The organism is Kitasatospora sp. NPDC001660 (assembly GCF_053596725.1).
In genome coordinates, this window is record NZ_JBSFGU010000006.1 from 310,517 (window position 1) to 334,766 (window position 24,250).

Consider the following 24,250-nt stretch of genomic DNA (forward strand, 5'->3'; position numbering starts at 1 on the left):
GACTTCCGCGCACAGTTGATCTCACTTGGAGGATGACATGCGCGCGGCCGCCACCGGTCCCGTTCTGGACAGCTTGCACGGGCTCGCCCTCGGCGACGCCTTCGGCGACCGCTGGTTCTCGGTCCCCCTCGACGAGGCGCCCGCCGCCCTGGCCGCGCGCCTTCCCCGACCGGCACCGTGGCACTGGACCGACGACACCGCGATGACGCTCGTCCTCGTCCGCCACCTGACCACCTGCGGCGAGGTCCAACAGGACGCTCTGGCGCAGGAGTTCGCGGCAGAGTACGCGCGCGAGTACGGGCGCAAGTACGGCCCGTCGATGCACCGGGTCCTACGCGCGATCGGGCGGGGTGAGGACTGGCGCACCGTCACGAGCGGCCAGTTCGGCGGCCAGGGCTCCTACGGGAACGGCGCCGCCATGCGGGTCGCCCCGCTCGGCGCGTGGTTCGCGGATGACCTGGACGAGGCGGCCCGGCAGGCCGAACTCCAGGCGCTCACCACGCACTTCCACCCCGAGGCGGTCGCGGGCGCGGTGGCCGTCGCGCTCGCGGCGGCACTCGCCGCCCTGAGCCGGGGCCAGAACCCGCCCTCCCGGGGCGATTTGCTCGCCGAGGTCGCCGGGCGGCTGCCGGCGAGCGACGTCCGGTCCGGTTTGCGGGTCGCCGCCCGGCTGCCGGAGCACACCAGCGTCCGGCATGCCGCGAACGTGCTCGGCTCGGGCGCGCAGCTGTCCGCACCGGACACCGTGCCGTTCGCGCTCTGGTCCGCCGCCGGGCATCTGGACTCGCTGCCCGACACCATCTGGCAGACCTTGGAGGGCTGGGGCGACAAGGACACCACGTGCGCCATCGCCGCCGGGGTCGTCGCCGCCCGGACCGGCCTCGCCCACGTCCCGGCCACCTGGCTTGCCGCCCGCGAGGACCTGCCGGACTGGGTCGCCGAGCTGTCGTCGGCGGCCTGACCGGCTCGGCGCCGGCCGTCCGACGTCAGCCGTCAGCCCGCGTCAGCGCCGGGAGTTGCCGAACAGCAGCCGGTAGATGATCAGCAGCACGAGCGCGCCGCCGATCGCCGACGCCCAGGTGGCCAGGTCGAAGAAGTGCGCCGCCACCGGCCGGTGCAGGAAGCGGGCGGAGATCCAGCCGCCGACGAAGGATCCGGCGATGCCGATCAGAGTGGTCACGATCAGGCCGCCCGGGTCCTTCCCCGGCAGCAGCAGCTTCGCAAGGCCTCCCGCGACCAAGCCCAACACGATCCAGGCGATGATGCCCATGCGCCCTCCCATTCTCCAGCGGACGGCCCCGTCCGACCGCTCTGCCCGTACGGACGCCGGCCGCCGGTCCACTGGTTCCGGTACGCGCGGGTCCTCGACCGGCGGCGGTCGACCAGACGGTCCCGGGCGCGGACGGCCGCGGACGCGGACCGACCGCGGGGCGGGCGCGTGGGCGTGGCGCACGCCCAGCGCTGCGACGGCGCCGTGGCACTGCGGCCATGCGCGTCCTGAGCGCCACCGCCGGCTCGCGGGGCGACGGCGCCCCCCTTCACCGGGCTCGGCACCCGGCTCCAGACGGCCGGATACCAGGCCGCCGTCGCCACCCACACCACGTTCGCCGACTCGGTTCGCGCCGCCGGGTTCGAACTCCGCCCGCTGCCGGTGGACCCGCGTGCCGCACTCGCCTCCGCCGACGGGCGATGCGCGATGCGCGACGGGTGACAGGCGACAGATGACAGATGACAGGTTTCGAAATCTGTCATCTGTCAGTCGCCAGTCGTCGCCCCTCCGCCGGCCGCTTCACTCCCCTCCCCCACCAACTGAGCCCCACGTACAGCACGAACGCCGCGCCAAACCCGACCGCCCACCCGTAGTCGGCGAGCGGCCTGAGCGCCGGCACCAGCCCGCGCGCCGGGAATGGCCCGCCGTACGAGCCGCCGACCGCCAGCGCGCCCCCGGCCACGAGCGCGACGACGGCCCGCCAGTTCCACCCGCCCGCGTACCAGTACGCCCCGCCCGGCCGGTACAAGTCGGCGAGCCGGAGCCGGGTGCGGCGCAGCACCCAGTAGTCGGCGATGAGCACCCCGGCGACCGTGCCGAGCAGCCCGCCGACCACACCCAGCCAGGTGAAGATGTACACGTGCGGGTCGGAGATCAGCTTCCACGGGAAGATCGCGATCCCGACGATGCCCGTCACGAGCGCCCCGGTCCGGAAGTTGACGAACCGGGGCAGGAGGTTGGCGAGGTCGTAGGCGGGCGAGACGACGTTGGCGGCGATGTTCACCGACAGGGTCGCGATCAGGACCGTGAGCAGCGCGAAGAGGATGCCGACCGGGCTTTCCATCTTCGCGGCGAGTTCGATCGGGTCCCACACCGGCTTGCCGTACACGGCCTGCGAGCCCGAGGTGACGAGGACGGACAGCAGCGCGAAGAGCGTCATCGTCGTCGGCAGGCCGAGGGCCTGGCCACGGATCTGGGCGCGCTGGCTGCCGCCGAAGCGGGTGAAGTCGGGGATGTTGAGCGAGAGCGTCGACCAGAACCCGATCATGCCCATCAGCGCCGGGAAGAAGACCGTCCAGAAGTCACCGTCCCAGCCGAGTCGGGACGGCTGGTCGAGCAGCGGCCCGAGGCCACCGGCCTTGAGGGCGATCCACCCGAGCAGAGCGAGGGCGCCGACGATGACGAACGGCGCGGCCCAGTTCTCGAAGCGCCGCAGTGTCTCCATGCCCCGGGCGATGATGGCCATCTCGACCAGCCAGAAGACCAGGAAGGAGAGCCACTGCGTCCACGGGTAGCCGCCGAACTCCCCTGCGGTGCGCCAGGATTCGCCGAGGAGTTTGCCCGCGAGCAGGAAGATTCCCTCGCCGCCGATCCAGGTCTGGATACCGAACCAGGCGCACGCGACGGCGGCCCGGATCAGGGCGGGCAGGTTGGCTCCGCGCAGCCCGAAGGAGGCGCGGGCGAACACCGGGAACGGGATGCCGTACTTCGTGCCCGCATGACCCGTGAGCAGCATCGGCACGAGCACGATGAGGTTGGCGAGGGCGATGGTGAGAACGGCCTGCTTCCAGTCCATGCCGAGCGCGACGAGGCCGGAGGCGAGCGTCCAGGAGGGGATGTTGTGGGCCATGCCGACCCAGAGGGCGAGGAAGTTGTAGGTGGTCCAGGTCCGTCGCGCCACCGGGACGGGCCGCAGGTCGTCGTTGGTGAAGCCGTTCGGCGGCAAATCCCCGGCGGACGGGTCGAGTTCGACCCGCCCGTCGAGGTGCTGCAGCTGTCCGCCGTCGGTGGTCGCGGCGTCGGCCATGGGCAACTCCCGTATCCGTTCCTGACGTTACAGGCGGGGTGTGACGGTGAGGCATTACAGATGAGGCATTACAGGCGGGGCGTCACAGGCGTGGCGTTACAGGTGGGGAATGACGTCCGTCCCGTAGGCATCGATGGTGGCCTCGACGGCGTCGTGCATCGCGTAGACGGCGAACTGGTTCACGCCCAGGGAGCGCAGTTCCTCGAGCCGCGCGAGCTGCGCGGCCGGAGGGCCGATGAGGCAGAAGCGGTCGACGATCCCGTCCGGGACGAAGGCGGTGTCGGGGTTTCCGGCGCGGCCGTGGTGGCTGTAGTCGTAGCCCTGGCGGCCCTTGATGTAGTCGGTGAGGGCGTCCGGGACGAGGTCGGAGTGCTCGCCGTAGTGGCTGACGAGGTCGGCGACGTGGTTGCCGACCATGCCGCCGAACCACCGGCACTGCTCGCGGGCGTGGGCGATCGCGGCGGGCGAGTCGTCGGCGGTGACGTAGGCGGGTGCGGCGACGCAGATGGTGACGGTGTCCGGGTCGCGCCCGGCCTCGACAGCGGCGGCCCGCACCGCCTTGACCATGTACTCGGTGAGGTACGGGTCGGCCAACTGCAGGATGAAGCCGTCGGCCTGACGGCCAGTCAGTGCCAGTGCCCTGGGCCCGTACGCTCCCATCCAGATGGGCAGGGTGGCGCCGGGCTGCACCCACGGGAGGTGCATCTCGGTGCCGTCCACCTCGACGGTGCGCCCCTCGGCCAACTCCTTGATGGCGTGCATGGCGTGGGAGAGCCGGTCGAGGGTGGCGGGGCGGCGGCCGGCGACGCGCATGGCGGAGTCGCCGCGGCCGATGCCGCAGACGGTGCGGTTGCCGTACATGTCGTTGAGGGTGGCGAAGAGGGAGGCGGTGACCTCCCAGGTGCGGGTGGAGGGGTTGGTGACCATCGGGCCGACGGTCATCCGTTCGGTCTCGGCGAGGATGCGGCTGTAGATGACGAAGGGCTCCTGCCACAGGACGCAGGAGTCGAAGGTCCAGCCGTGGCTGAACCCGGCCCGTTCGGCGCGGATCATCCGGTCGATGAGCAGGCGGGCGGGCGGGTCGGTCTGCAGGACGAGGCCGATGTCCATCAGTGGCTCCAAGAGGGACGGGGCCGCCGCCCGGGGCCGGAAGGGGCCCGAACGGCGGCGGACGGACCGGAAAAGGAAGAAGTCAGACCAGGTACTGGCAGGTGTCGCGGCGCAGGAAGGTGCCGTGCCCGGCTCGGCCGAGCCAGCTGCCACCATCGAGGACGACGGTGCCGCGCGAGAGCACCGTCCGTGCGCGGCCGGTGAGTTGGCGCCCCTCGTAGACGGAGTAGTCGACGTTCATGTGGTGGGTGGCGGCGGAGACGGTCTGCACCGCGCTGGGGTCGTAGACGACGATGTCGGCGTCGGACCCGGGTGCGATGGTGCCCTTGCGCGGGTGCAGGCCGAACATCCGGGCCGGCGTGGTGCAGGCGATCTCGATCCAGCGGCGGCGGGTGATGTGCCCGTCGACGACGGCCTGGTGGAGGAGGTCCATCCGGTTCTCCACGCCCGGAAGGCCGTTGGGGATCTTCGAGAAGTCGCCGCGGCCGAGTTCCTTCTGCCCGGCGAAGCAGAACGGGCAGTGGTCGGTGGAGACGACCTGCAGGTCGTTGGCGCGCAGCCCCCGCCACAGCGCCTCCTGGTGCTCGCGCGGCCGGAGGGGTGTGCTGCACACGTACTTGGCGCCCTCGAAGCCGTCGGCGCCCTCCTCCGCCAGATTGTCGGTGGAGAGGAACAGGTACTGCGGACAGGTCTCGCCGAAGACGTTGAGCCCGGCGTCGCGGGCCTGGGCGATCTCGGCGAGGGCGGAGGCGGCGGAGACGTGGACGACGTAGAGCGGGCTGCCGGCCACCTGGGCGAGCCGGATGGCCCGGTGGGTGGCCTCGGCCTCCAGGAGTTCGCGGCGCACCTCCCCGTGGTAGCGGGGCGCGGTGTGCCCGGCGGCGAGGGCCTGTTCGACGAGGACGTCGATGGCGATGCCGTTCTCGGCGTGCATCATGACGAGCCCGCCGTTGGCGGCGCCGCGCTGCATGGCGCGCAGGATGCGGCCGTCGTCGCTGTAGAAGACGCCGGGGTAGGCCATGAAGAGCTTGAACGAGGTGGACTCGCCGGAGTCGACGAGCGCGTCCATCTCCTTGAGGACGCCGTCGGTGACGTCGGAGACGATGGTGTGGAAGGCGTAGTCGACGGCGCAGTTGCCGTCGGCCTTGGCGTGCCAGGCGTCCAGGCCCTCGCGCAGGGAGCCGCCGACGGGCTGGACCGCGAAGTCGACGATGGTGGTGGTACCGCCCCAGGCGGCGGCGCGGGTGCCGGTCGCGAAGGTGTCGGACGCCGCGGTGCCGCCGAAGGGCAGCTCCATGTGGGTGTGGGCGTCGACGCCGCCCGGGATGACGTAGTGGCCGACGGCGTCGATGACGGTGTCGGCGGTCCAGGCCTCGGCGGCGGCGCTGCCGGTGGTGGCGAGGGCGGCGACGCGTTCGCCCTCGACGAGGACGTCGGCGTGGAGTTCGTCGGTGGCGGTGATGACGAGGCCGCCGCGGACGACGGTGCGGTGGCGGGGGTCGGGGGTGGTCATCGGGGTGCTCCTCAGGCTTCGGCGAGCGGTCCGTAGGCCTCGGGGCGGCGGTCCCGGTAGAACGCCCACTGCTGGCGGACCTCCTCGATCAGGCCGAGGTCGAGGTCGCGGACGACGAGCTCCTCCTCCTTGTCGGAGGCGACCTCGCCGACGAACTGGCCGCGCGGGTCGACGAAGTAGGACGTGCCGTAGAAGTCGTTGTCGCCGTACTCCTCGGTGCCGACGCGGTTGATGGCGGCGACGAAGTACTCGTTGGCGACGGCGGCGGCGGGCTGTTCGAGCTGCCAGAGGTAGGCGGACAGGCCGCGGCTGGTGGCGGAGGGGTTGTAGACGATCTGGGCGCCGGCGAGGCCGAGGGCGCGCCAGCCCTCGGGGAAGTGCCGGTCGTAGCAGATGTAGACGCCGACCCGGCCGACGGCCGTGTCGAAGACCGGCCAGCCGAGGTTGCCGGGCTTGAAGTAGTACTTCTCCCAGAAGCCCTTGACCTGCGGGATGTGGTGCTTGCGGTACTTGCCGAGGTAGCTGCCGTCGGCGTCGATCACGGCGGCGGTGTTGTAGTAGACCCCGGCCTGCTCCTCCTCGTAGACCGGGACGACGATGACGAGGCCGAGTTCGCGGGCCAGGTCCTGCATGCGTCGGATGGTGGGGCCCTCGGGGACGGCCTCGGCCCAGCGGTAGTGCTCGGGCTCCTGGACCTGGCAGAAGTAGGGGGCGTTGAAGACCTCCTGGAAGCCGATGATCTTCGCGCCCCGGGCGGCGGCCTCGCGGGCGTGCCGCTCGTGGAGGGCGATCATGCTCTCCTGGTCGCCGGTCCAGCGGGTCTGGACGAGCGCGGCACGGACGATCTGCGACATGGGTACCTCCGCAACTCCGCGGCCGGGCCGGGGAGCCGGGCCTGCGGTCTGAGGGTTGACGGGGTGGCTCTGGCCTGCGGTGCGCAGGCTGGTCTGCTGGTCTGCTGATCGCGGCACGGTCTCCGCGCGCCTTTCCGCGCACGCTCGTCACGCATGGCCGGGGCGTCCGCGTGCGTCCACGCGGGTCCACGTGCGGCTGCGTGCGTCTACGTGCGTAGAAAAGCGATCTGTCGACCGTAGGCCGGGTTCGGTGGCCTGACAATACGTTGGGGGCAACACGTCCGGGGCGATCTTGTTACGCGGACACGCGGGTCCGCCTGGACGGGATGAATCGGTCATCTACCCCGGGAGTGCGCTCCTTACTCATTCGAGTGAATCCAGGCGTTCCGGGTGCGGGTTCCGGCCAACCTGGGTAAAACGCGCGTGGAAGCCACTGCGGACCGTTACCGTGCCGCGGCGCAGCGCTACTTCGCCCGCCGGTGCGGGCCCGGGGATTGGGGGGGGTGGCAGGTATGACGACGGCTCTCGGGAGGGCGGTGCTCAAGGCGCCGCCCGAGCGCGGTCTCGGCCGTCTGCTCGCGTGGGCGCGGCGGGCGGATCCGCCGGCCGGCCCGCCCGCGGCGCCGGCATGGGCGGGTCTGCTGCTGGCGCTCGGCGCGCTGCTGCCCGCCGCCCTCGGCGCGCTGCTGTTCCGTCAGGTGGAGCCGCGTGGCGCGGTGGTGGCGCTCCGGCTGGCCGGTTCGCGGGCGGCCGCCCTGGCCGCGGTCGGCGGGCGGGTGGAGGACGGGACGTCCGCCCTCCGGGCCGACGTCTGGCTCACCGGCGGCGCCTGCCTGACGCTGGTGGCCGCCGCGCTGCTCGGCGGGTACGTGTTCGGACGGGCGCGCTGGCGGCTCACCGCGCTCGCCGCCGGGGGCGCCGGGCTGGTCGCGGCCTGCTGCGGCTTCGGGGCGGACGTGCTGCTCGCGCACGGCCTCGACCACCCGTACGGCTCTGCCGCGCCGTTCGCCGTCGCCTCGGGGCTCGCCACCGTCGAGTGGCTGCTGCTCCTGCCTGCCGGGGCCGCGGCGGTGGGCGTGCTCGGCGTCACCTTCGTCCGGGCCGTCCGCGGTCTCCGGGCGCAGCCGCCCGCCCTGGATGCGGACGGCTCCGCGGACGGTTCCCCCGACCGCCCCGCGCTGATCCCGCCCTGGCCGGTGGTCACCGCGCACGGCGCGCTCTGGCCGCCGCAGGCCGGCATGTCAGCCGGCACACCGGGCCCCGGCTCGGGCGCGGGCGCCACCCCGGGTGCGACCGCGGACGCCACCATCGAAGCGGGCCACGTCCGTTGGCGCGACGGCGCCCGGGTGCCGCCGGGGCGCGAGCCCGCCGAGCTCGGCTTCTGCGCCTCGGGCGGCGGCATCCGCTCGGCCTGCGTCACCCTCGGCGCGCTCCAGTCACTGCGGCCGTGGCTCAAGCGGGCGCGGTACCTGGTCTCCGTCTCGGGCGGCGGCTACGCCGCCGGCGCGATGCAGCTCGCGCTCAGCGACTCCGCGCCCGGCGGCCCGGTGCACGCCGTCTCGGGCCTGACGGCCGACACCGTGCTGGAACCGGGCTCCCCCGAGGAGGACCACCTCCGCCGCCACAGCAAGTACATCGCCGACGGCTCGGGCGAGTGGCTGGTCGCCCTCGGCACCCTGCTGCGCGGCCTGATCTCGGCGTTCACCCTGCTGCTCGCCGCCGTCCTGGTGCTCGGCCTCGGGCTCAGCCGCTTCTACCGGCTCGTGCCGGTCACCCGGCTGGACGGCCTGGCGGCGGCCGGACTGCGCACCGGCGGGGCCGGATCGCCGGGGCCGCTGGTGTTCCGCGCGCCCGCCGTCGCCGCCCTGGCCGCCCTGCTGGTCACCGCAGTCGCGTGCTGGCTGCTCTCGGCACTCGCGTTCCCGCCGCTCGGCTGGGACGCCGCGCTGCCGCGCACGCTCCGCCGGCTCTTCCACGGCAGCCTCGCGCTGGCCGCGCTGGTGGCCACCGGCGTGCTGGCGGTGCCGGGCCTGGCGTGGAGCGCGGTGCGGCTCCAGACGGCGCTGACGGCGGGCCCCCGGCTCACCGGCGCCGGGCTCAGCCTCACCGTCGTGCTCAGCTACCTCGCGCTGCTGCTCGGCATACTCTGGCGCGACCGCCGGACGATCCGCCGGGGCGCGGCGGCAGTCGCCGGGGCACTGCGCGGGGCGGGCCGGCTCGGCGGCAGCCTCACCGCCAACCTCCCCCAGTACGTGGTGGTGTGGGCGGCGCTGGCCACCCTGTCCGCCGGGGCGCTGCTCGCGCTCGGCTGGGCGGTCGCCACCGGGTACGCGTGGCCGACGGCCGTCCAGGTGCTGCTGCCGCTGGTGCTGGGCGCGGTCGGGCTCAACCTGGACCAGACGTGGATGAGCCTGCACCCGTTCTACCGGCTCCGGCTGGCCACGGCGTTCGCGGTCCGCCGGGTGACCGAGGGCGGCGCGGTGGTGGCCCGGCCGTACGACTTCTTCCGCGAGCAGACCTGGCTCAGTCACTATGCGGCGCGGCATCCGGACTTCCCCCAGGTGATCTTCTCGGCGGCGGCCAACCTCTCCGGGGACACCCGCACTCCGCCGGGGCGGCGGGCGGTGTCCTTCACACTCTCGCACGACTACGTGGGCGGCCCGGACGTCGGCTACGCCCGCACCGACCTGCTGGAGCGGCGCACCCGGCGGCACGTCGCCCGGGACCTCACCGTGCAGTCGGCGATGGCCGTCTCGGGGGCCGCGTTCTCCTCGGCGATGGGCCGTCAGTCCAAGGCGTACCAAGGGCTGTTCGCGGTCACCAACGCGCGGCTCGGCACCTGGCTGCCCAATCCGGCCGTGCTGGGCCCCTGCTGGTCCGGCGTGCCGGACTGGCGGCGCCCGCAGCAGCCGGCGGTGCGCCGGCTGCAGTACCAACTGCGGGAGCTGACCGGGCGGTTCCCGATGGACGACCGGTTCCTGCTGACCACCGACGGCGGGCACTACGAGAACCTGGGCCTGGTCGAGTTGCTGCGGCACGGCGTCCGGACGGCGGTCTGCATCGACGCCAGCGGCGACTCCGGGTACGCGGCCAACCTCGCCGCCGCGATCACGCTCGCGCGCGAGGAGCTCGGCATCGTCATCACCCTGCACGAGCCGGAGGTTCTGATCCCCGGGAGCGCGGCGGAGCAGCTGGCACACGCTCAGCGGGCGGCGCAGGCGACGGCCGACGACGGCAGGGCGACGGCTGGCGGGCCGCAGCCGCTGCGGGGGCTCGCGGCGCAGTTGTCCGCGCGGCTGTCGGAGCGGGCGGTGGTCACGGGGGACATCCGCTATCCGGAGCCGCTCGCGGGCCTCGCCGGGGAGGACGGCCCCGGCCGGAGCGATGGCGCCCGGCACGGCACGCTGGTCGTCGTCCAGGCCGTCCTCACCGCCGACATGCCGTACGAGTTGCTGTCGTACGCGGTGGCCAACGCGGCGTTCCCGAACGACCTGACCAGCGACCAGTGGTTCGACCACCGGCAGTTCGACGCCTACCAGACGCTCGGCCGCCATCTGGGCGACCGGGCGGCGCCGGTGGTCGAGGCGGCCCTGGCGGCGCGGCGGACGGCGGGCAGCGCGGCCGGGCCCGTACCGGCGCAGCCGCCGGGCGGTGCGGGGTCGGCCCGAGCGGCCGCCGCTCCCCCGGCACCGCGGTGCCCGGCCGAGGGGTGACGCGGGCCCGCGAACGCCGGGGGTCGAGGATGGCCGCGTCCGAGGAGTGAGCGGCTTTCGTCCGAGGTGTGGACGGACCGCGGGTCCCACTTGACTCCCGCCGCGCAGGTCGGGAAGGATCCAGCGCATGGAATCCGGCGCCACCCTGGTCTGCCGCCTGCACGTCGATCTGCGACGCCAGGCGAGCTCCATGTGTGCCTGTTGACCTTGCCCCTCCGCGCCGGTTGCGCCCTGTGACGTCTGCCAGGGCCCGCGCCGCGCACCCGCATCCGCAGTCCTGACCCGCCCTCGCCCGGCGCACCCCGCGCGCTGCCGTGCCGCTCCAGCGGCGCGAGCCCGCCGCGGCTTCGCGGACGCGGGCGCACCTCCCGACGTTCCCGCCGCACCCGAGGACGCTTTCATGAGCCTGGACCTCGCCCCCGACCACCCGACCCCCGCCGACCACCCGACCCCCGCCGACACCACAACCCATGCCGAGGAAGCCCGTGCGCCGCTCACGCCGAACGCGCTGCGCGCGATCGTCCGCGAGCTGGCCGAGCGGCCCGACCGGTGGATCCACCACGTCCGCCTGTCCACCGACGAGCGCTGGTACCGGCGCCTGGTGGCGGACGGCGATCACGAGGTGTGGCTGATCAGCTGGCTGCCCGGCCAGTCCACCGGCTTCCACGACCACGGCGGCTCGCGCGGCGCCTTCACCGTCGCCCTCGGCGAGCTGGAGGAGCTCTCGCTCGGCGGCCCGGACCAGGGCCTGCTGATCCGCCGCGTCCCGGCGGGGACGGCCCGCGCGTTCGGTCCCGAGTACGTGCACGACGTGCGCAACACGGCCTCCGGCCCCGCCGTCACCCTGCACGCCTACTCGCCGCCGCTGAGCTCGATGGCGCACTACGACCTGCGGGCCGGCGGGCTCGTCCGCACCTCCGAGGAAGGACCGAAGCAGTGGTGACCACGATCGACGACCTGGTGGAGCGGGCCCGCGAGGGCGTGTACCGCCCGCGCGCCCGGGAGGCGTACCAGGCCCAGCTGGACGGCGCGCTGCTGGTAGACATCCGTCCGGCGGCGCAGCGGGCGGCGGAGGGCGAGATCCCCGGGGCGCTGATCATCGAGCGCAACGTGCTCGAGTGGCGGCTGGATCCGACGGGCACTCACCGGATCCCGCAGGCGTCGGGGTACGACGTCGAGTGGATCGTGGTGTGCTCGGAGGGGTACGCGTCGAGCCTGGCCGCGGCGTCGCTGCGCGAGCTGGGGCTGCACCGGGCGACCGACCTGGACGGCGGTTTCGTCGGCTGGGCGGCGTCCGGACTGCCGACCCGTCAGAGCGGCTGAACGGCAGGGTGCCGGCCCGGCGCCGCACCCGGCACCGGACCCGGTGAAGCCCTGCCGGCACGGCCCCGATCTGCCTGCCGGACGGTAAATCAGGGACAGGAGATAATGCAGGTCATAGTCTGATCAGAGTTTCCGCCGGTCCGAAGCTGGGCAGCCAGGCGGGCGGAAGAACGCCCGGGCGGTTGATCCGACACATGCCACCGCAGTCCGCACCGCCGCCGTTTGTCGACAAACCGCCGTCAACCGAGAGACCGACCACAGACCGACCACAGGCGCCGCCACCGAGGGGCGCCCGGACGAGGAAACTCCCCGTGATCAGATTCGACGGCGCCGGCAAGCGCCACCCCGACGGCACCATCGCCGTCGAGGGCCTCGACCTGGACGTGCCGACCGGACGGATAACCGTCCTGGTCGGACCGTCCGGCTGCGGCAAGACCACCCTCCTGCGCATGGTCAACCGGATGGTCGAGCCCACCTCGGGCCGGGTTTTGCTGGACGGCGCGGACGTCGCCGGACTGGAACCCGCCAAACTGCGCCGCGGCATCGGCTACGTGATCCAGCAGGCCGGGCTCTTCCCGCACCGCAAGGTGATCGACAACATCGCCACCGTCCCCTACCTGCTCGGCTGGGACCGCAGGAAGGCCCGCGCCCGGGCCGCCGAACTGCTCGACCTAGTCGGGCTCGCGCCCGAGACCGGCAAGCGCTACCCGTTCCAGCTCTCCGGCGGCCAGCAGCAGCGCGTCGGCGTGGCCCGCGCCCTGGCCGCCGACCCGCCCGTGCTGCTGATGGACGAGCCGTTCAGCGCCGTCGACCCGGTGGTGCGCGCCGGGCTCCAGGACGAACTGCTGCGCCTGCAGTCCGACCTGCACAAGACGGTGCTGTTCGTCACCCACGACATCGAGGAGGCCGTCCGGCTCGGCGACCAGGTCGTCGTGCTGCGCGGCCAGGGCCGGATCGCCCAGCTGGCCGACCCGCACACCCTGCTCACCGCGCCCGCCGACGACGACGTGGCCGCCTTCCTCGGCCGCGACCGCGGCCTGCGCGGCCTCGGCCTGCGTCCCGCGAGCACCGTCGCCGCCCGCCCGCTGGCCGGCGGACTGCGCTTCGCCGGCTGGGAGTTGGCACTGGACGACGAGCGCCGCCCGCTCGGCTGGATCGACCGCGGCGCCCGAACCGCCGAACTGCGCCCGGCCCCCGGCTACCGACCCGGCACGGACACCCTCCGCACCGCGCTGGACGCCGCCGTCCTCTCCCCCGCCGGGGTCGCCGTCGCCCTCGACGCCGACGGCCGGGCCACCGGCACGGCGGACCGCGAGGCCGTCCTCGACGCCCTGGCCGCGGCGGGCGGCGAGCCGGCCGACGGCTCGAACGGCTTGAACAGCTCGAACGACAGGGCCGGCACGGACGGAGCCACCGGTGGACGATGAACCGATCGTCCGCTGGTACTGGATCGGCGACCACCTCGGCTACCTCGGTAACCTGCTCGCCGATCATGCGGTGATCGCCCTGCTGCCGGTGCTCATCGGCCTGCTGGTCGCCGTCCCGCTGGGCCTGGCCTGCGCCCGCTTCCCCCGGATGTACCAGCCGCTCGCCGCCGTCTTCAACATCGTCTACGCGCTGCCCGCCGTGGCCGTCTTCATGCTGCTCATCCCGTACACCGGCCTCGCCACCCAGGCCACCGTGATGATCCCGCTCACCTTCTACGCGCTCGCCGTGCTCCTGCCCACCACCGTGGACGGGCTGCGCGCCGTGCCGGACGCCGTCCGGCAGGCCGCCACCGCCATGGGCTACGGGCCGTTGCACCGGCTGACCGCCGTCGAACTGCCCGCCGCCGTGCCGTACCTGATCGCCGGACTGCGGGTCGCCACGGTGTCCAGCATCTCGCTGGCGAGCGTCGGCGCGCTGGTCGGGCGCGGCGGGCTCGGCTACCTGTTCATGGACGGGTTCCAGCGCACCTTCCCGACCCCGATCGTGGTCGGCATCGCGCTGATCGCCGCACTCGCCCTGACCGTCGACCTGGTGCTGGTGGGAACGCGACGGCTGCTCGCGCCGTGGGCCGTCCGCGAGAAGGGAGCGGGCCGGTGAACTGGCTCTCCTGGCTGGGCGACTTCTTCTCCGACCCGGCCCACCGCAGCGGTCCGGACTCGATCGTGCACCGGATCGCCGAACACCTGGCGTTCTGCGGCGAGGCGCTGCTGTTCGCCGCGCTGATCGCCGTCCCGCTCGGGCTGCTGATCGGGTACACCGGGCGTGGTGTCACGGCCGTCACGGGGCTGGCCGGCTTCGCCCGTGCGCTGCCCACCCTGGGGCTGGTCACGCTGGCGGTGCTGCTCGCCGGGGTCGGCGACACGGCGGTGCTCGTCCCGCTGGTCGCGCTCGCCGCGCCGCCGCTGCTGGTCGCGGCCGTCGAGGGGGTGCGCGGCACCGACCCGGACGTGCGCGACGCGGCGCGCGGCATCGGGCTGACGCACCCGCAGGTGCTCTGGCAGGTGTGCCTGCCGTCCGCGGCGCCGACCCTGCTGGCGGGCTTCCGCACGGTGGCCGTCCAGGTGATCGCGACCGCCACGGTGGCCGCGTACGTCGGGCTCGGCGGCCTCGGCCGGTACGTCTTCGACGGCCTGGCCACCCGCAAGTACGCGGTGACGGCGGGTGGCGCGGTACTCGTGGTGCTGCTCGCGGTCGCCGCCCAGCTGCTGTTCGTCCTGCTCGCCCGGTACGCGCTCCCGCGCGGGGTGCGTGCCCAGCGCCGGGCCGCCGACCGGGTCCGCTGATCTGGCCCGCCGACCGGGTCCGCCGGCCTGCTCTGCCGACCTGGTCCGCCGACCCGGCCCCACGACCGGGCCCCTGAACCTGCTCTCTCCCCCGTCTCGGAAGGACACCTGTCATCATGTCGACAATCCGCAGAACCAGGCGCGCTGCCGTCCTCGGCACCCTCGCCGCCCTCGCCCTCGGCGCCACCGCCTGCGGCTCCTCCGCCGGGAACCCGCTCGACGGCGGTTCCTCCTCGGCGGCGGGCGCGGTCGGCGACGGCGCGAGCACGCCCGCGGGCGGGAGCACCGGCGACGGGGGGACCGTCGTGGTCGGCTCCGCGAACTTCCCCGAGAACGTGCTGCTCGGCTCGATCTACTCGCAGGCGCTCAAGGCCAAGGGCGTCAAGGTCCAGGAGAAGTTCAACATCGGCAGCCGCGAGGTGCTCTACGGGCAGCTGCAGAGCGGCAACCTCACCGTCCTGCCCGAGTACAACGGCGCGCTGCTCGCCTACCTGGACGCCAAGTCCACCGCCGTCACCAAGGACGACGTCAACGCGGCGCTGGCCAAGACCCTGCCGTCCTCACTCACGATCCTGGACTCCTCCCCCGCCGAGGACAAGGACTCGCTCAGCGTCACCCAGGAGACCGCCGACAAGTACGGGCTCAAGAGCATCGCCGACCTGGCCGCCAAGGCGGGCGAGTTCACCATCGGCGGCCCGCCGGAGTTCAAGTCCCGCCGCGAGCAGCAGTTCAAGGACGTCTACGGGCTGACCTTCAAGGAGTGGAAGCCCACCGGGGACACGACGACCAACGCGCTCAAGGACGGCACCGTCCAGGTCGGCAACGTGTTCACCACCGACCCGAAGATCGTCCAGTTCAAGCTCGTCCCGCTGGCCGACCCGAAGGGCGTCTTCGGCGCGCAGAACGTCACGCCGCTGGTCAACAAGGCCGGGGTGGGCCCGACGGCGACGGCCGCGCTCAACGCGGTGTCGGCCAAGCTCGACACGGACGGGCTGACGGCGCTGATGAAGCGCGTGTCGGTCGACAAGGAGGACCCGCCGGCGGTGGCCAAGGACTGGCTGAAGGCCAACGGCCTCGCCTGACGGGACATCGCCGGTGGCCCGGGAGGACGTCCTCCCGGGCCACCGGTCGTTCGCCGCTCACCGGCGGCCTGTCCGCGGGACCTTCCCTTCGGCGCCGCGAACATGACAGTGTGGCGCCATGCGTACTCGTCTCCTCGCCGCCACCCTCACGGCTTTCGCCGCGGTGAGCCTCGCCGCCTGCTCCGGTTCGGGCCCGAGTTCCGCCTCGGGCTCCGGAGCGAGCACCGGCACCTCCACGGCCGCGGCCGACTCCCCCACCTCGACCGCCGCCCCCGCCGCTTCGACGCCCGCCTCCGGCGCGGCCACCTCGCCCGCGGACTCCCCGGCGGGCTCCCCGACGGGCTCCACAGCCGGGGGTGCGTCCGGTGGGGCCGGCACAGCCGGTGGGTCCGCACCGGCCAAGCCCGCGCCGCCCACCGACGCCGGGCTGCCCGCCAAGCCGGCGGCCGACGTCACCGCCAAGCTGGTCGCCGCGCTGGACGCGATCGACCCGGCGATCGTCGGCGGCAAGCCCGACCAGGCCGTGGACCGGGCGCGCAGCCAGTGCCAGTCGATGTACCAGTTCCCCAAGGACAGGACGAAGCTGGTCGAACTGGCCGACCAGCGCTTCACCGCCCCCGACCACCCGCAGGGCTTCGGGCCGGACAAGGCCGCGAAGATCAACGAGGCGCTTCGCGCCACCCTCTGCCCGCCGCCGGCCTGATCCGACGGCGCCCGCGCAACCCGGTGTCCTGAGTGCCGGGCCGCCGCGGCCGCGCGTCGTCAGCAGGCGCGCGGCCGCGGCACCTCTGGAGTCCGCTCCAAGTCCCCTACCGGAAGCGGGAGCTGGGTACCGGACCACTCGTGCGGCAGCGGTCGCGCTGGCCGTGCAGCCAACGCTCGCGTACGGCCCGGGCGAAGGCCGCCGGCACGTCGTCCGGGTCGGACGGGGTCTCGCCGTCACCGTCGTCCTGAGCCGGATCGGCGGCGAGGATCTCGGCCGCCAGCTCCTCGGCCGGGCGCCCGTCCGGCTCCTCGCCGAGCATCCGCCACGGCGGGGCGACGGTCTGGCCGAGCAGGCCACTCACGTCCGCGGTGACCGGCGGCGTGTCGGTCCAGCAGGTCGCGTGCTCGTACAGCACCTCGCCCGCGGAGCGTGTGCGCAGCGCTGTCAGCGTGTCCGGGCCGATGCCGTCGGCGTCGCTCAGGTCGTATGCGATGACCACCGTGTCCTCGGTGCCCGGCCGGTACGGCTGGGCGGGCAGGCCGAGCAGCTCGGCGGCGGCGAGGCCGAGGGCCCGGTCGGCCCGGCCGGGCAGCAGCGAGACCGACCGCGGGCGGGCACCGGCGGCGTCCAGGATCAGGCGCAGCCGCTCCAGCCCGTGCCGGCACAGGCCGTAGGAGTCCTGGAGGAAGGCGTAACGGCCGGTCATGCCCGCCGTGAAGCCGTACGGGGAGAGGGTGGCAAGCAGGCCGCCGGTGAGCGCGAAGTGCCAGCCGCGCAGGTCCTGGTGGCTCAGCGGGGCGGCGGTGAGCGCGGCGGCCTCGACGGCGTCGGCGCGGCCGAGGGCGCGGCGCACCCGGTCGGCGGCGGGGCGCCACCGGTCATCTGGGGCGCCGAGGCGGTCGAGGGTGGCGCGGGCGGTGATCCGGTCGCCGGCCATCAGGGCGTTGTAGGCGAGGAGGTAACGCTCGGGCCAGTCGCGGAGGATGGGCTCGTGGCCACGCAGGGCGGAGGCGGCATCGGCGTGCCGCTCCTCGTCTTCGAGGGCGGAGACGAGTTCGTCGAGGATCGGCAGGCGGTTGTCGGGCCGGGGCTTGCTCCGGCCGAAGAGGCCGCGCTTGGTCTTCTCGCCCTCGCGCACCTCGGCGGTGGCGAGGCGCAGGGCCTCGACGAGGGCGGGTGCGGCGAGGAAGGCGACGCCGCGTTCGACGCAGGCGTAGCCGTACTTGTAGAGGGTGACGGGGTCGGCGGCTCCGGTGCTCGCGGCGGCTCCCGCGCCCGCACCGGCTCCGGCGCCCGCGGCAGCGAGGCGGGCGGCGGCCTCGGCGAGGTCGTCGAACCCGCTGTCGGCGGCCAGCCGCTGGACCAGCGGGGCGACCTGGGCGGCGGGCACGTCGTCGGCGAGGGCACGCAGTTCACGCAGGACCGCGTGCGGGTCGCCGGCTTCCAGGTGGCGCCAGGCGTCGTCCAGCGAGGGGGTCGTCACAGGGGTGTTCCTCCAGGGGGTGGGTGTTGCCGGGCCGGTCGTCCGGTCGTCCGGTTGGACAAGAGTCCGATCCTCCCGGACGGGCCCACGTGCCCACAATCCAATAATCGGCCTCCAGCCCCATCGCCGCCCCCAGCGCCCCCCGGTACTCCCGTACTCCCGGTGCTCCCGGCGCCGCCGGGACCGTGCGGTGGCGAACTGCAAGACGTCTTGACAGGTAAGTGGTCTAGTCCAACCATGAGCATGTCGATCCGACCGGGATGCACTGTGGGGGTGTGACCACCGGCGGCTGAGGCACCGCCCTGCCCTGTTCCGCTCCACCCCCGACCCGCCCGGCGTGCGCACATCCGCAGTACCCGCACCGCCGTTCGCCGCCGTGCGAGTCTGTGGGCACCATCCGCCCCGAGCACGCCGCTCCGCTCCCCCCGCCGCGCGACCCGTACGCCTCCAGCACCTCCCCAACACCCTTCCCCTCCATGCCCATTGGAGAATCGATGCGTCTACGCAGAACCATCCAGGCGGCCCTGACGGCCTGTGCCACCCTGGCCGCCTCGGCCGGCCTCGTCGCCACCGCAACGGGCTCCGCCCAGGCCGCGAGCCCGCCGCCCAGCCGGGTCTTCGCCCCCTACTTCGAGTCCTGGACCGGCCAGAGTCCCGCCACGCTGGCCGCCCAGTCCGGCGCCAAGTACCTGACGATGGCCTTCCTCCAGACCTCCGCCAAGGGCTCGTGCACCCCGTACTGGAACGGGGACACCGCGAAGCCGGTCGCCTCCTCCACCTTCGGCGCCGACATCGCCGCCATCCGCGCGGGCGGCGGGGACGTGATCCCCTCCTTCGGCGGCTACACGGCCGACAACACCGGCACCGAGATCGCCGACAGCTGCACCGACGTCAACCAGATCGCAGCGGCCTTCGAGAACGTCATCACGACGTACGACATCAGCCGGATCGACCTCGACGTCGAGGACAACTCGCTCACCAACACGGCGGGCATCGACCGCCGCAACAAGGCGATCAAGCTGGTGGAGGACTGGGCCGCGGCCAACGGCCGGTCCGTCCAGTTCTCGTACACGCTGCCGACCACCACCAGCGGGCTGGCGGCCGGCGGGCTCGCCGTGCTGAAGAACGCGGTGAGCAACAACGCGCGGATCGACGTCGTCAACATGATGACCTTCGACTACTACGACGGCGTCACCCACGACATGGCGGCCGACACCCAGACCTCCGCGCAGGGCCTGTACGGCCAGCTGGCCGAGCTCTACCCGGGCAAGTCCCCGGCACAGCTGTGGGGTTCGATCGGCATCACCGAGATGGTCGGCATCGACGACTACGGCGCGGCCGAGACCTTCACCGTGGCCAACGCGACCAGCGTGTACAACTGGGCGGTGTCGAAGGGCATCAACACGCTGTCCTTCTGGGCACTGCAGCGCGACAACGGGGGTTGCCCGGGCACGGCCGGGAACGACTCGTGCTCCGGGATCGCCCAAAACACCTGGGACTTCACGCACATCTTCGCGCCGTTCACGAGCGGCGCGCCGGCGACGAACGACTTCTCGGTGACCGCGAGCCCGAACTCCGGCACGGTGGCGGCCGGTTCATCCACGTCGGCCTCGATCGCGGCGGCGGTGACGGCCGGTTCGGCGCAGAGCGTCAGCCTCGCGGTGAGCGGCGCCCCGGCGAGCCTCACCGCCACCGTGACCCCCGGCAGCGTCACCGTCGGCGGCAGCGCCACGCTGAACGTCGCCACGACGGCGGCAGCCGCGGCGGGCACGTACCCGCTGACCGTGACGGCGACCGCGCCGTCCGGCACGCACAGCGTGACCTACATGCTGACCGTCACCGGCACCACCCCGCCGCCCGGCGCCCTGGTCAACGGCGGGCTGGAGAGCGGCAGCCTCGCCCCGTGGACCTGCCGGAGCGGCGGGGCCGTGGTCACCGCGCCGGTCCACTCCGGCTCGCACGCGCTGCAGGCCGTACCGACCGAAAGCCGGACCGGCGACTGCACCCAGACCGTCACCCTGAAGCCCAACACCAGCTACACGCTGAGCGGCTGGGTGCAGGGCAACTACGCCTACCTCGGCGTCAGCGGCGAGGCGAACGCCAGCACCTGGACCAACTCCACCGGCTGGACCAAGCTGACCGTCCCCTTCACCACCGGCGCCACCGGCACCGTGACGGTCTACCTGCACGGGTGGTACGGGCAGGGGAACGTGTACGGGGACGACTTCGCGATCGCCTGACGGGTTTCAGATAGCGGCCGACAGATAACAGATGACAGATTTCACCATCTGTTATCTGTCAGCTGTTCGTTGTTCGCCGTCCCCAGTCCGCCGCCGCCCGCCTTCCCGCGTCAGCCCGCCGCCTGGACCTGAGCCCGCGCCCGCCACGGTCGGCACAGCGCCACGTACGCCGCGCTCGCCAGCACCGCGCACAACAGCACCACCACCAGCAGCAGCACCGCGAAGGCCGTCCTATCAGCCTCGCCCCGCTCCGGCAGTGGGGGGCACCGGCCAGTGGCCCGATGCCCCCGTACCCCAGGGCCCCGCGACTCCGTCCGTCAGCGCCCCCGGCGCCTCACCGCTTCGCCGGGCGCTCCGCGCGCATGGCCGCCTGGACGGCGGCGCCGTCCTGCCAGGCGTAGAGCTGGTTGCCGGAGAGCATCACGTTGTAGTGCCCGCAGGTGCCGGTGGCCTTGCCGGCGACGCCCTCCGGGAACCAGCCCGCCCTGAGCGACTCCGGTACCGGGTGCGCGCCCTTGCCGGTCGGCCCGGTGGTGCAGCCGACGGGCAGGCGCCCCTCAGGGAGGGTGGCGCGCAGCAGGCGGTCGTCGCCGGTGGTGGACATCAGGTAGCGCACCGCGGAGGCGTTGTCGGGCAGCCAGGCGGGCATGGAGCGGCGGTCGGCCTTGGCCTCGGTACCGGTGGCGTACGAGGCCTGCTCCTGGTGGCGGCCGTCGTACCACTCGGACACGCGTGGGCCGATGACGACGGCGGCCACGGCGACGGCCATGCCCGTGCCTGCGACTGCGAGCGCGACCTTGCTCACGATGCCCTTCATGTCCGCCTGCCCTCTCCCTGTCCGGTTCCGAGTCCGTTGCCTGTGCGAGTGTCCGGTCCGGCCCGCGGTGTCCCCTGGCCGTTGTCACCATCCTGGCCCGTGCCGGACGGCCGGGGCGTCACCACGAGGTCGCGATCACGCCTCCATCCCACGGGGTAGCCTCTCCACCTTCAGACGTATGCGCTGCCACCCGTGGTTTCGGGGCGCCGGCCGACGCGCCGACAGACCGTGCCGAGGCGCCACCCGGGTCCTGATAGAGCGTCACTCAAGTCCGGCCCGGGCGCAGCTCGGCCTGCTGCACCCGGAGTCACCGGGCCGTACCGTACACCCGTCAGACGGCGACGGGCACCGGCCGGGCGACGGGGAAGGGGCGGCCGTCGAGAGTCCAGTGCGGGTCGATGGGGCGCAGCAGGGAGGCGTACACCTGGGCGGCGACGTCGGGGTGGCGGATCTCCCCGGTGGGCGGGCCGGCGGGGATGTCGTGGCCGGCGCAGGCGACCCAGGCGGTGCGCTCCTCGGTGGTGCGGCCGCCGTGGCCGCCGGCGTCGACGTGGCCGTGGTCGGTGACGACGATGACGGTCCACTGCTCGTCGGCGTACGTGGCGCGGCCGCGGACGGCGTCGAGGAGGCGGCCGAGGCGCTCGTCGGCGTTGCGCATGGCGGCGCGGTACTCGTCGCCGCAGCCGAGGAAGTGGGCGGTCTCGTCGACGGCGCCGAGGTAGGCGAAGGAGGCCTCGGGGTCGGCGGTGGCGAGGACGTGGACGGCCTCGCGGACGACCTCCTCGTCGACGGTCTCCCAGGCTTCGGGGGTGTCCTCGGCGGGCGCGATGTAGGAGAGGCGGCCGGGGGCGCGGAAGAGGGGGCCGCCGGACTCGTTGATCATCAGCGGGTCCCAGCCGGCGGCGACGAAGGTGCGGCGGCGGTCGCCGCGGTTGAGCCGGGTGGCGAAGTCGGGGAAGACGTCGAGCCGGTTGCCGGCGAGGTGGTTGCCCCAGACGCCGTGCTTGGCCGGCTCGACGCCGGTGACGATGGTGGCCCAGCAGGGACCGGACATGGTGGGGGTGGTGTCCGCCACGGTCACCGGCACGAGGAATCCGGCGTCGGCGACCTCCGTGAGCCGCGGCATCGGCACGTGCTCCAGGTAGTCGTACCGGACGCCGTCGATGCCGACGACGAGCACGCGGGGGCGGGGCCACGGGGCAGCGGTCATGGGAGATCCTTTCGGTCGTGCACACCCGGCGCGCGCCCGCCGAGGGCGCCGCCGACCGCGCTATGGTTCACCGCCCGCCGTACCGGTCGGTGTCCGGTCGCCGAACGGGCGGTGTCCGCCGGGTGTCAGGCGGTTGTCCCCACCCTGCCGGTCGGTGGGGTGGGGGGACGACTGGTGGTTCGGCGGCGCGGGCGGCTGCGGGGGGCGCGGGCCGCAGGCGTAGCGGGCGGCAGGGCCGCAGGCGTCACGGCTGCGGCCGGAACTCGTGTGCGACCTCGATCCGGCCGACGATGTGCCGGTTGAACTCATCCAACTCCTGCGCCGGCACCCAGAGTTCGAGGATAGTCCGGCCGCCCGCCTGCTGGACGGGGTAGCGGGCGAGGAAGGCGGTCTCGACCTCGAAGCGGGTGACGTAGCCGACGCCGGAGGCCGGGACGTTCCAGTCGCGGGCGATCCGGATCGCGTAGTCCTCGTTCAGGACGGGGTAGAAGATCGGCTGCTCGGGCAGGCGGGGCGGCCAGGCCCGCCAGTCGGCGGCCTCGACCAGGGCCAGTTCCTCGGGGCCGGTCGGGCGCCAGAGAGTGGTGGTGGTCGCGGTGGCCCGGGTGGTCGGGGCGCCCTCGTCAGTCTGGCCGTTCATGGCAGGGGACGGTAGCCGGGCCGCTCCGGCCCGACCACCGGTTTTCCCCTGCCCACGGGCCGTCAGCGGTAAGCGGACTCTCCGGTGATGGCCTCGCCCAGCACGAGGGTGTGGATCTCACTGGTGCCCTCGTAGGTGAGCACCGACTCCAGGTTGTTGGCGTGCCGCAGCACCGGGTACTCGGTGGTGATGCCGTTGGCGCCGAGGACGGTCCGCGCGCTGCGCGCGATCTCCAGCGCGGTGCGGACGTTGTTGAGCTTGCCGAAGCTGATGTGCGGCGGACGGGCCGCGCCCTCGTCCTTGAGCCGGCCGATCCGCAGCGCGACCAGGTAGGACTTCTCCACCTCCAGCATCATCTCGACCAGCTTCTGCTGGGTCAGCTGGAAGCCGGCGATCGGGCGCTCGAACTGGATGCGGGTCTTCGCGTAGTCCAGGGCGGCCGTGTAGCAGTCGCGGGCGGCGCCGACGGTGCCCCAGAGGATGCCGTAGCGGGCCTCGTTGAGGGAGGACAGCGGGCCGCGCAGGCCGGTGACCCCGGGCAGCACGGCGTCGGCCGGCAGCACGACGTCGTCGAAGGCGAGTTCGCTGGTGACGGAGGCGCGCAGGGACAGCTTGCCGTGCACGTCGCTGGCGGTCAGGCCGCGGGTACCGCGCTCGACGAGGAACCCGCGCACGCCGTCCTCGGTCTGCGCCCAGACGACGGCGACGTCCGCGATGCTGCCGTTGGTGATCCACATCTTGCTGCCGGAGAGCACCCAGTCGCCGCCCTCGCCGCCCTTGCGCACGGCCCGGGTGCGCATGTTGGCCGGGTCGGAGCCGAAGTCCGGCTCGGTGAGGGCGAAGCAGCCGATCAGCTCGCCGGCCGCCATGCCGGGCAGCCAGCGCTGCTTCTGCTCCTCGGAGCCGAACACGTGGATGGCGCGCATGGCGAGCGAACCCTGTACGGAGACGAAACTGCGCAGTCCGGAGTCGGCGGCCTCCAGCTCCATGCACGCGACGCCGTAGGCGACCGCGCTCGAACCGGTACAGCCGTAGCCGTCGAGGTGCATGCCGAGCACACCCAGGGCACCGAGCTCGGGGGCGAGCTCACGGGCTGGGAACACCCCGCGCTCGAACCAGTCGCCGATGTGCGGGCGGATCCGCTCGTCGGTGAACTTCCGGACAGTGTCTCGGATGAGCCGTTCCTCGTCGGTGAGGAGGTCGCCGACGGCGAGCAGGTCGGCCGGATCGATCCGGGTCGGCTTCGTCATCGAAGCTCCTTGGGGTCTCGGTAGTCTCGGCGGGATACCGGGGAGTATTCCGCACCCGGCAGGGCGGCGGGTGGGCGCGAGCAAGTGAGGAAAGCGACATGTCCGGTGGCGGGTACGCGACCGACCCGGCGGGCGCGCCGTGCTCGACCACGGCGTTCTTCAAGGCGCTGGTGGCGGTGGCGGAGGGGCGGCGGCGAACAGATGACAGATGACAGATTTCGAAATCTGTCATCTGTCATCTG

At 73.3% G+C, this 24,250-nt stretch carries 20 protein-coding genes; 10 read left to right on the forward strand and 10 right to left on the reverse strand.

Annotated features, from left to right (window positions below; translation table 11 throughout):
- The first annotated feature begins 37 nt into the window (after positions 1-37).
- The gene (locus ACWCXH_RS09935; RefSeq protein WP_449800855.1) at positions 38-961 is read left to right on the forward strand and encodes an ADP-ribosylglycohydrolase family protein; all 924 of its coding nucleotides are present in this window, start codon (positions 38-40) and stop codon (positions 959-961) included.
- A gap of 42 nt (positions 962-1,003) precedes the next feature.
- Here the strand turns inward: ACWCXH_RS09935 and ACWCXH_RS09940 are convergent, their stop codons facing one another.
- The 5 genes from ACWCXH_RS09940 to ACWCXH_RS09960 all read right to left on the reverse strand — a co-directional run bounded on the left by ACWCXH_RS09940 (position 1,004) and on the right by ACWCXH_RS09960 (position 6,773).
- Positions 1,004-1,270 carry a GlsB/YeaQ/YmgE family stress response membrane protein gene (locus tag ACWCXH_RS09940; RefSeq protein ID WP_449800856.1) on the reverse strand — a complete coding sequence of 89 codons (267 nt, stop codon included), beginning with the start codon at positions 1,268-1,270 and terminating at the stop codon, positions 1,004-1,006.
- 478 nt (positions 1,271-1,748) lie between these two features.
- Complete coding sequence (locus tag ACWCXH_RS09945) at positions 1,749-3,296, reverse strand: NCS1 family nucleobase:cation symporter-1 (RefSeq protein ID WP_449800857.1); 1,548 nt, start codon at positions 3,294-3,296, stop codon at positions 1,749-1,751.
- A 96-nt stretch (positions 3,297-3,392) separates the two neighbouring features.
- Positions 3,393-4,406 (reverse strand): TIGR03842 family LLM class F420-dependent oxidoreductase, encoded by a 1,014-nt coding sequence (locus ACWCXH_RS09950; RefSeq protein ID WP_449800858.1) that lies wholly within the window; start codon positions 4,404-4,406, stop codon positions 3,393-3,395.
- A gap of 82 nt (positions 4,407-4,488) precedes the next feature.
- A complete protein-coding gene (gene hydA, locus ACWCXH_RS09955) occupies positions 4,489-5,919 on the reverse strand; it encodes a dihydropyrimidinase (protein WP_449800859.1) in 1,431 nt (476 codons plus the stop codon).
- Between the two features lie 11 nt (positions 5,920-5,930).
- A complete protein-coding gene (locus tag ACWCXH_RS09960; RefSeq protein ID WP_449800860.1) occupies positions 5,931-6,773 on the reverse strand; it encodes a nitrilase-related carbon-nitrogen hydrolase in 843 nt (280 codons plus the stop codon).
- A 512-nt stretch (positions 6,774-7,285) separates the two neighbouring features.
- Between ACWCXH_RS09960 and ACWCXH_RS09965 the strand changes: the two genes are divergently transcribed.
- The 8 genes from ACWCXH_RS09965 (at position 7,286) to ACWCXH_RS10000 (ending at position 16,365) form a co-directional block, all read left to right on the forward strand.
- Complete coding sequence (locus tag ACWCXH_RS09965; RefSeq protein ID WP_449800861.1) at positions 7,286-10,486, forward strand: hypothetical protein; 3,201 nt, start codon at positions 7,286-7,288, stop codon at positions 10,484-10,486.
- Positions 10,487-10,886: 400 nt separating this feature from the next.
- Positions 10,887-11,429 (forward strand): cysteine dioxygenase, encoded by a 543-nt coding sequence (locus ACWCXH_RS09970; protein ID WP_449800862.1) that lies wholly within the window; start codon positions 10,887-10,889, stop codon positions 11,427-11,429.
- The gene (locus tag ACWCXH_RS09975; protein ID WP_449800863.1) at positions 11,423-11,809 is read left to right on the forward strand and encodes a rhodanese-like domain-containing protein; all 387 of its coding nucleotides are present in this window, start codon (positions 11,423-11,425) and stop codon (positions 11,807-11,809) included. Before ACWCXH_RS09970 ends, ACWCXH_RS09975 begins: the two co-directional genes overlap by 7 nt.
- Positions 11,810-12,120: 311 nt before the next feature.
- Positions 12,121-13,236 (forward strand): ABC transporter ATP-binding protein, encoded by a 1,116-nt coding sequence (locus ACWCXH_RS09980; RefSeq protein WP_449800864.1) that lies wholly within the window; start codon positions 12,121-12,123, stop codon positions 13,234-13,236.
- The gene (locus ACWCXH_RS09985) at positions 13,226-13,894 is read left to right on the forward strand and encodes an ABC transporter permease (RefSeq protein WP_449800865.1); all 669 of its coding nucleotides are present in this window, start codon (positions 13,226-13,228) and stop codon (positions 13,892-13,894) included. Before ACWCXH_RS09980 ends, ACWCXH_RS09985 begins: the two co-directional genes overlap by 11 nt.
- Positions 13,891-14,580 carry an ABC transporter permease gene (locus ACWCXH_RS09990; RefSeq protein WP_449800866.1) on the forward strand — a complete coding sequence of 230 codons (690 nt, stop codon included), beginning with the start codon at positions 13,891-13,893 and terminating at the stop codon, positions 14,578-14,580. The genes ACWCXH_RS09985 and ACWCXH_RS09990 overlap by 4 nt, the downstream gene beginning before the upstream one ends.
- A gap of 116 nt (positions 14,581-14,696) precedes the next feature.
- Positions 14,697-15,662: an ABC transporter substrate-binding protein gene (locus ACWCXH_RS09995; protein WP_449800867.1), complete on the forward strand. Its 966-nt coding sequence runs from the start codon at positions 14,697-14,699 to the stop codon at positions 15,660-15,662.
- Between the two features lie 118 nt (positions 15,663-15,780).
- A complete protein-coding gene (locus ACWCXH_RS10000) occupies positions 15,781-16,365 on the forward strand; it encodes a hypothetical protein (RefSeq protein ID WP_449800868.1) in 585 nt (194 codons plus the stop codon).
- A gap of 106 nt (positions 16,366-16,471) precedes the next feature.
- On the opposite strand, the gene ACWCXH_RS10005 is transcribed toward ACWCXH_RS10000, so the two are convergent.
- Positions 16,472-17,851, reverse strand: coding sequence for a hypothetical protein (locus ACWCXH_RS10005; RefSeq protein ID WP_449800869.1), 1,380 nt, complete (start codon positions 17,849-17,851; stop codon positions 16,472-16,474).
- A gap of 494 nt (positions 17,852-18,345) precedes the next feature.
- Here ACWCXH_RS10005 and ACWCXH_RS10010 point away from each other — a divergent pair, with 494 nt between their 5' ends.
- Positions 18,346-20,091: a carbohydrate binding domain-containing protein gene (locus ACWCXH_RS10010; protein ID WP_449800870.1), complete on the forward strand. Its 1,746-nt coding sequence runs from the start codon at positions 18,346-18,348 to the stop codon at positions 20,089-20,091.
- A gap of 334 nt (positions 20,092-20,425) precedes the next feature.
- On the opposite strand, the gene ACWCXH_RS10015 is transcribed toward ACWCXH_RS10010, so the two are convergent.
- The 4 genes from ACWCXH_RS10015 to ACWCXH_RS10030 form a co-directional block, all read right to left on the reverse strand.
- Positions 20,426-20,908, reverse strand: coding sequence for a hypothetical protein (locus tag ACWCXH_RS10015; RefSeq protein ID WP_449800871.1), 483 nt, complete (start codon positions 20,906-20,908; stop codon positions 20,426-20,428).
- Between the two features lie 331 nt (positions 20,909-21,239).
- On the reverse strand, positions 21,240-22,118 hold the full coding sequence (locus ACWCXH_RS10020; protein ID WP_449800872.1) for an alkaline phosphatase family protein: 879 nt from the start codon (positions 22,116-22,118) through the stop codon (positions 21,240-21,242).
- Positions 22,119-22,362: 244 nt separating this feature from the next.
- A complete protein-coding gene (locus tag ACWCXH_RS10025; RefSeq protein ID WP_449800873.1) occupies positions 22,363-22,758 on the reverse strand; it encodes an ADP-ribosylation/crystallin J1 in 396 nt (131 codons plus the stop codon).
- 62 nt (positions 22,759-22,820) lie between these two features.
- The gene (locus tag ACWCXH_RS10030) at positions 22,821-24,008 is read right to left on the reverse strand and encodes an acyl-CoA dehydrogenase family protein (RefSeq protein ID WP_449800874.1); all 1,188 of its coding nucleotides are present in this window, start codon (positions 24,006-24,008) and stop codon (positions 22,821-22,823) included.
- Between the last annotated feature and the right edge of the window lie 242 nt (positions 24,009-24,250).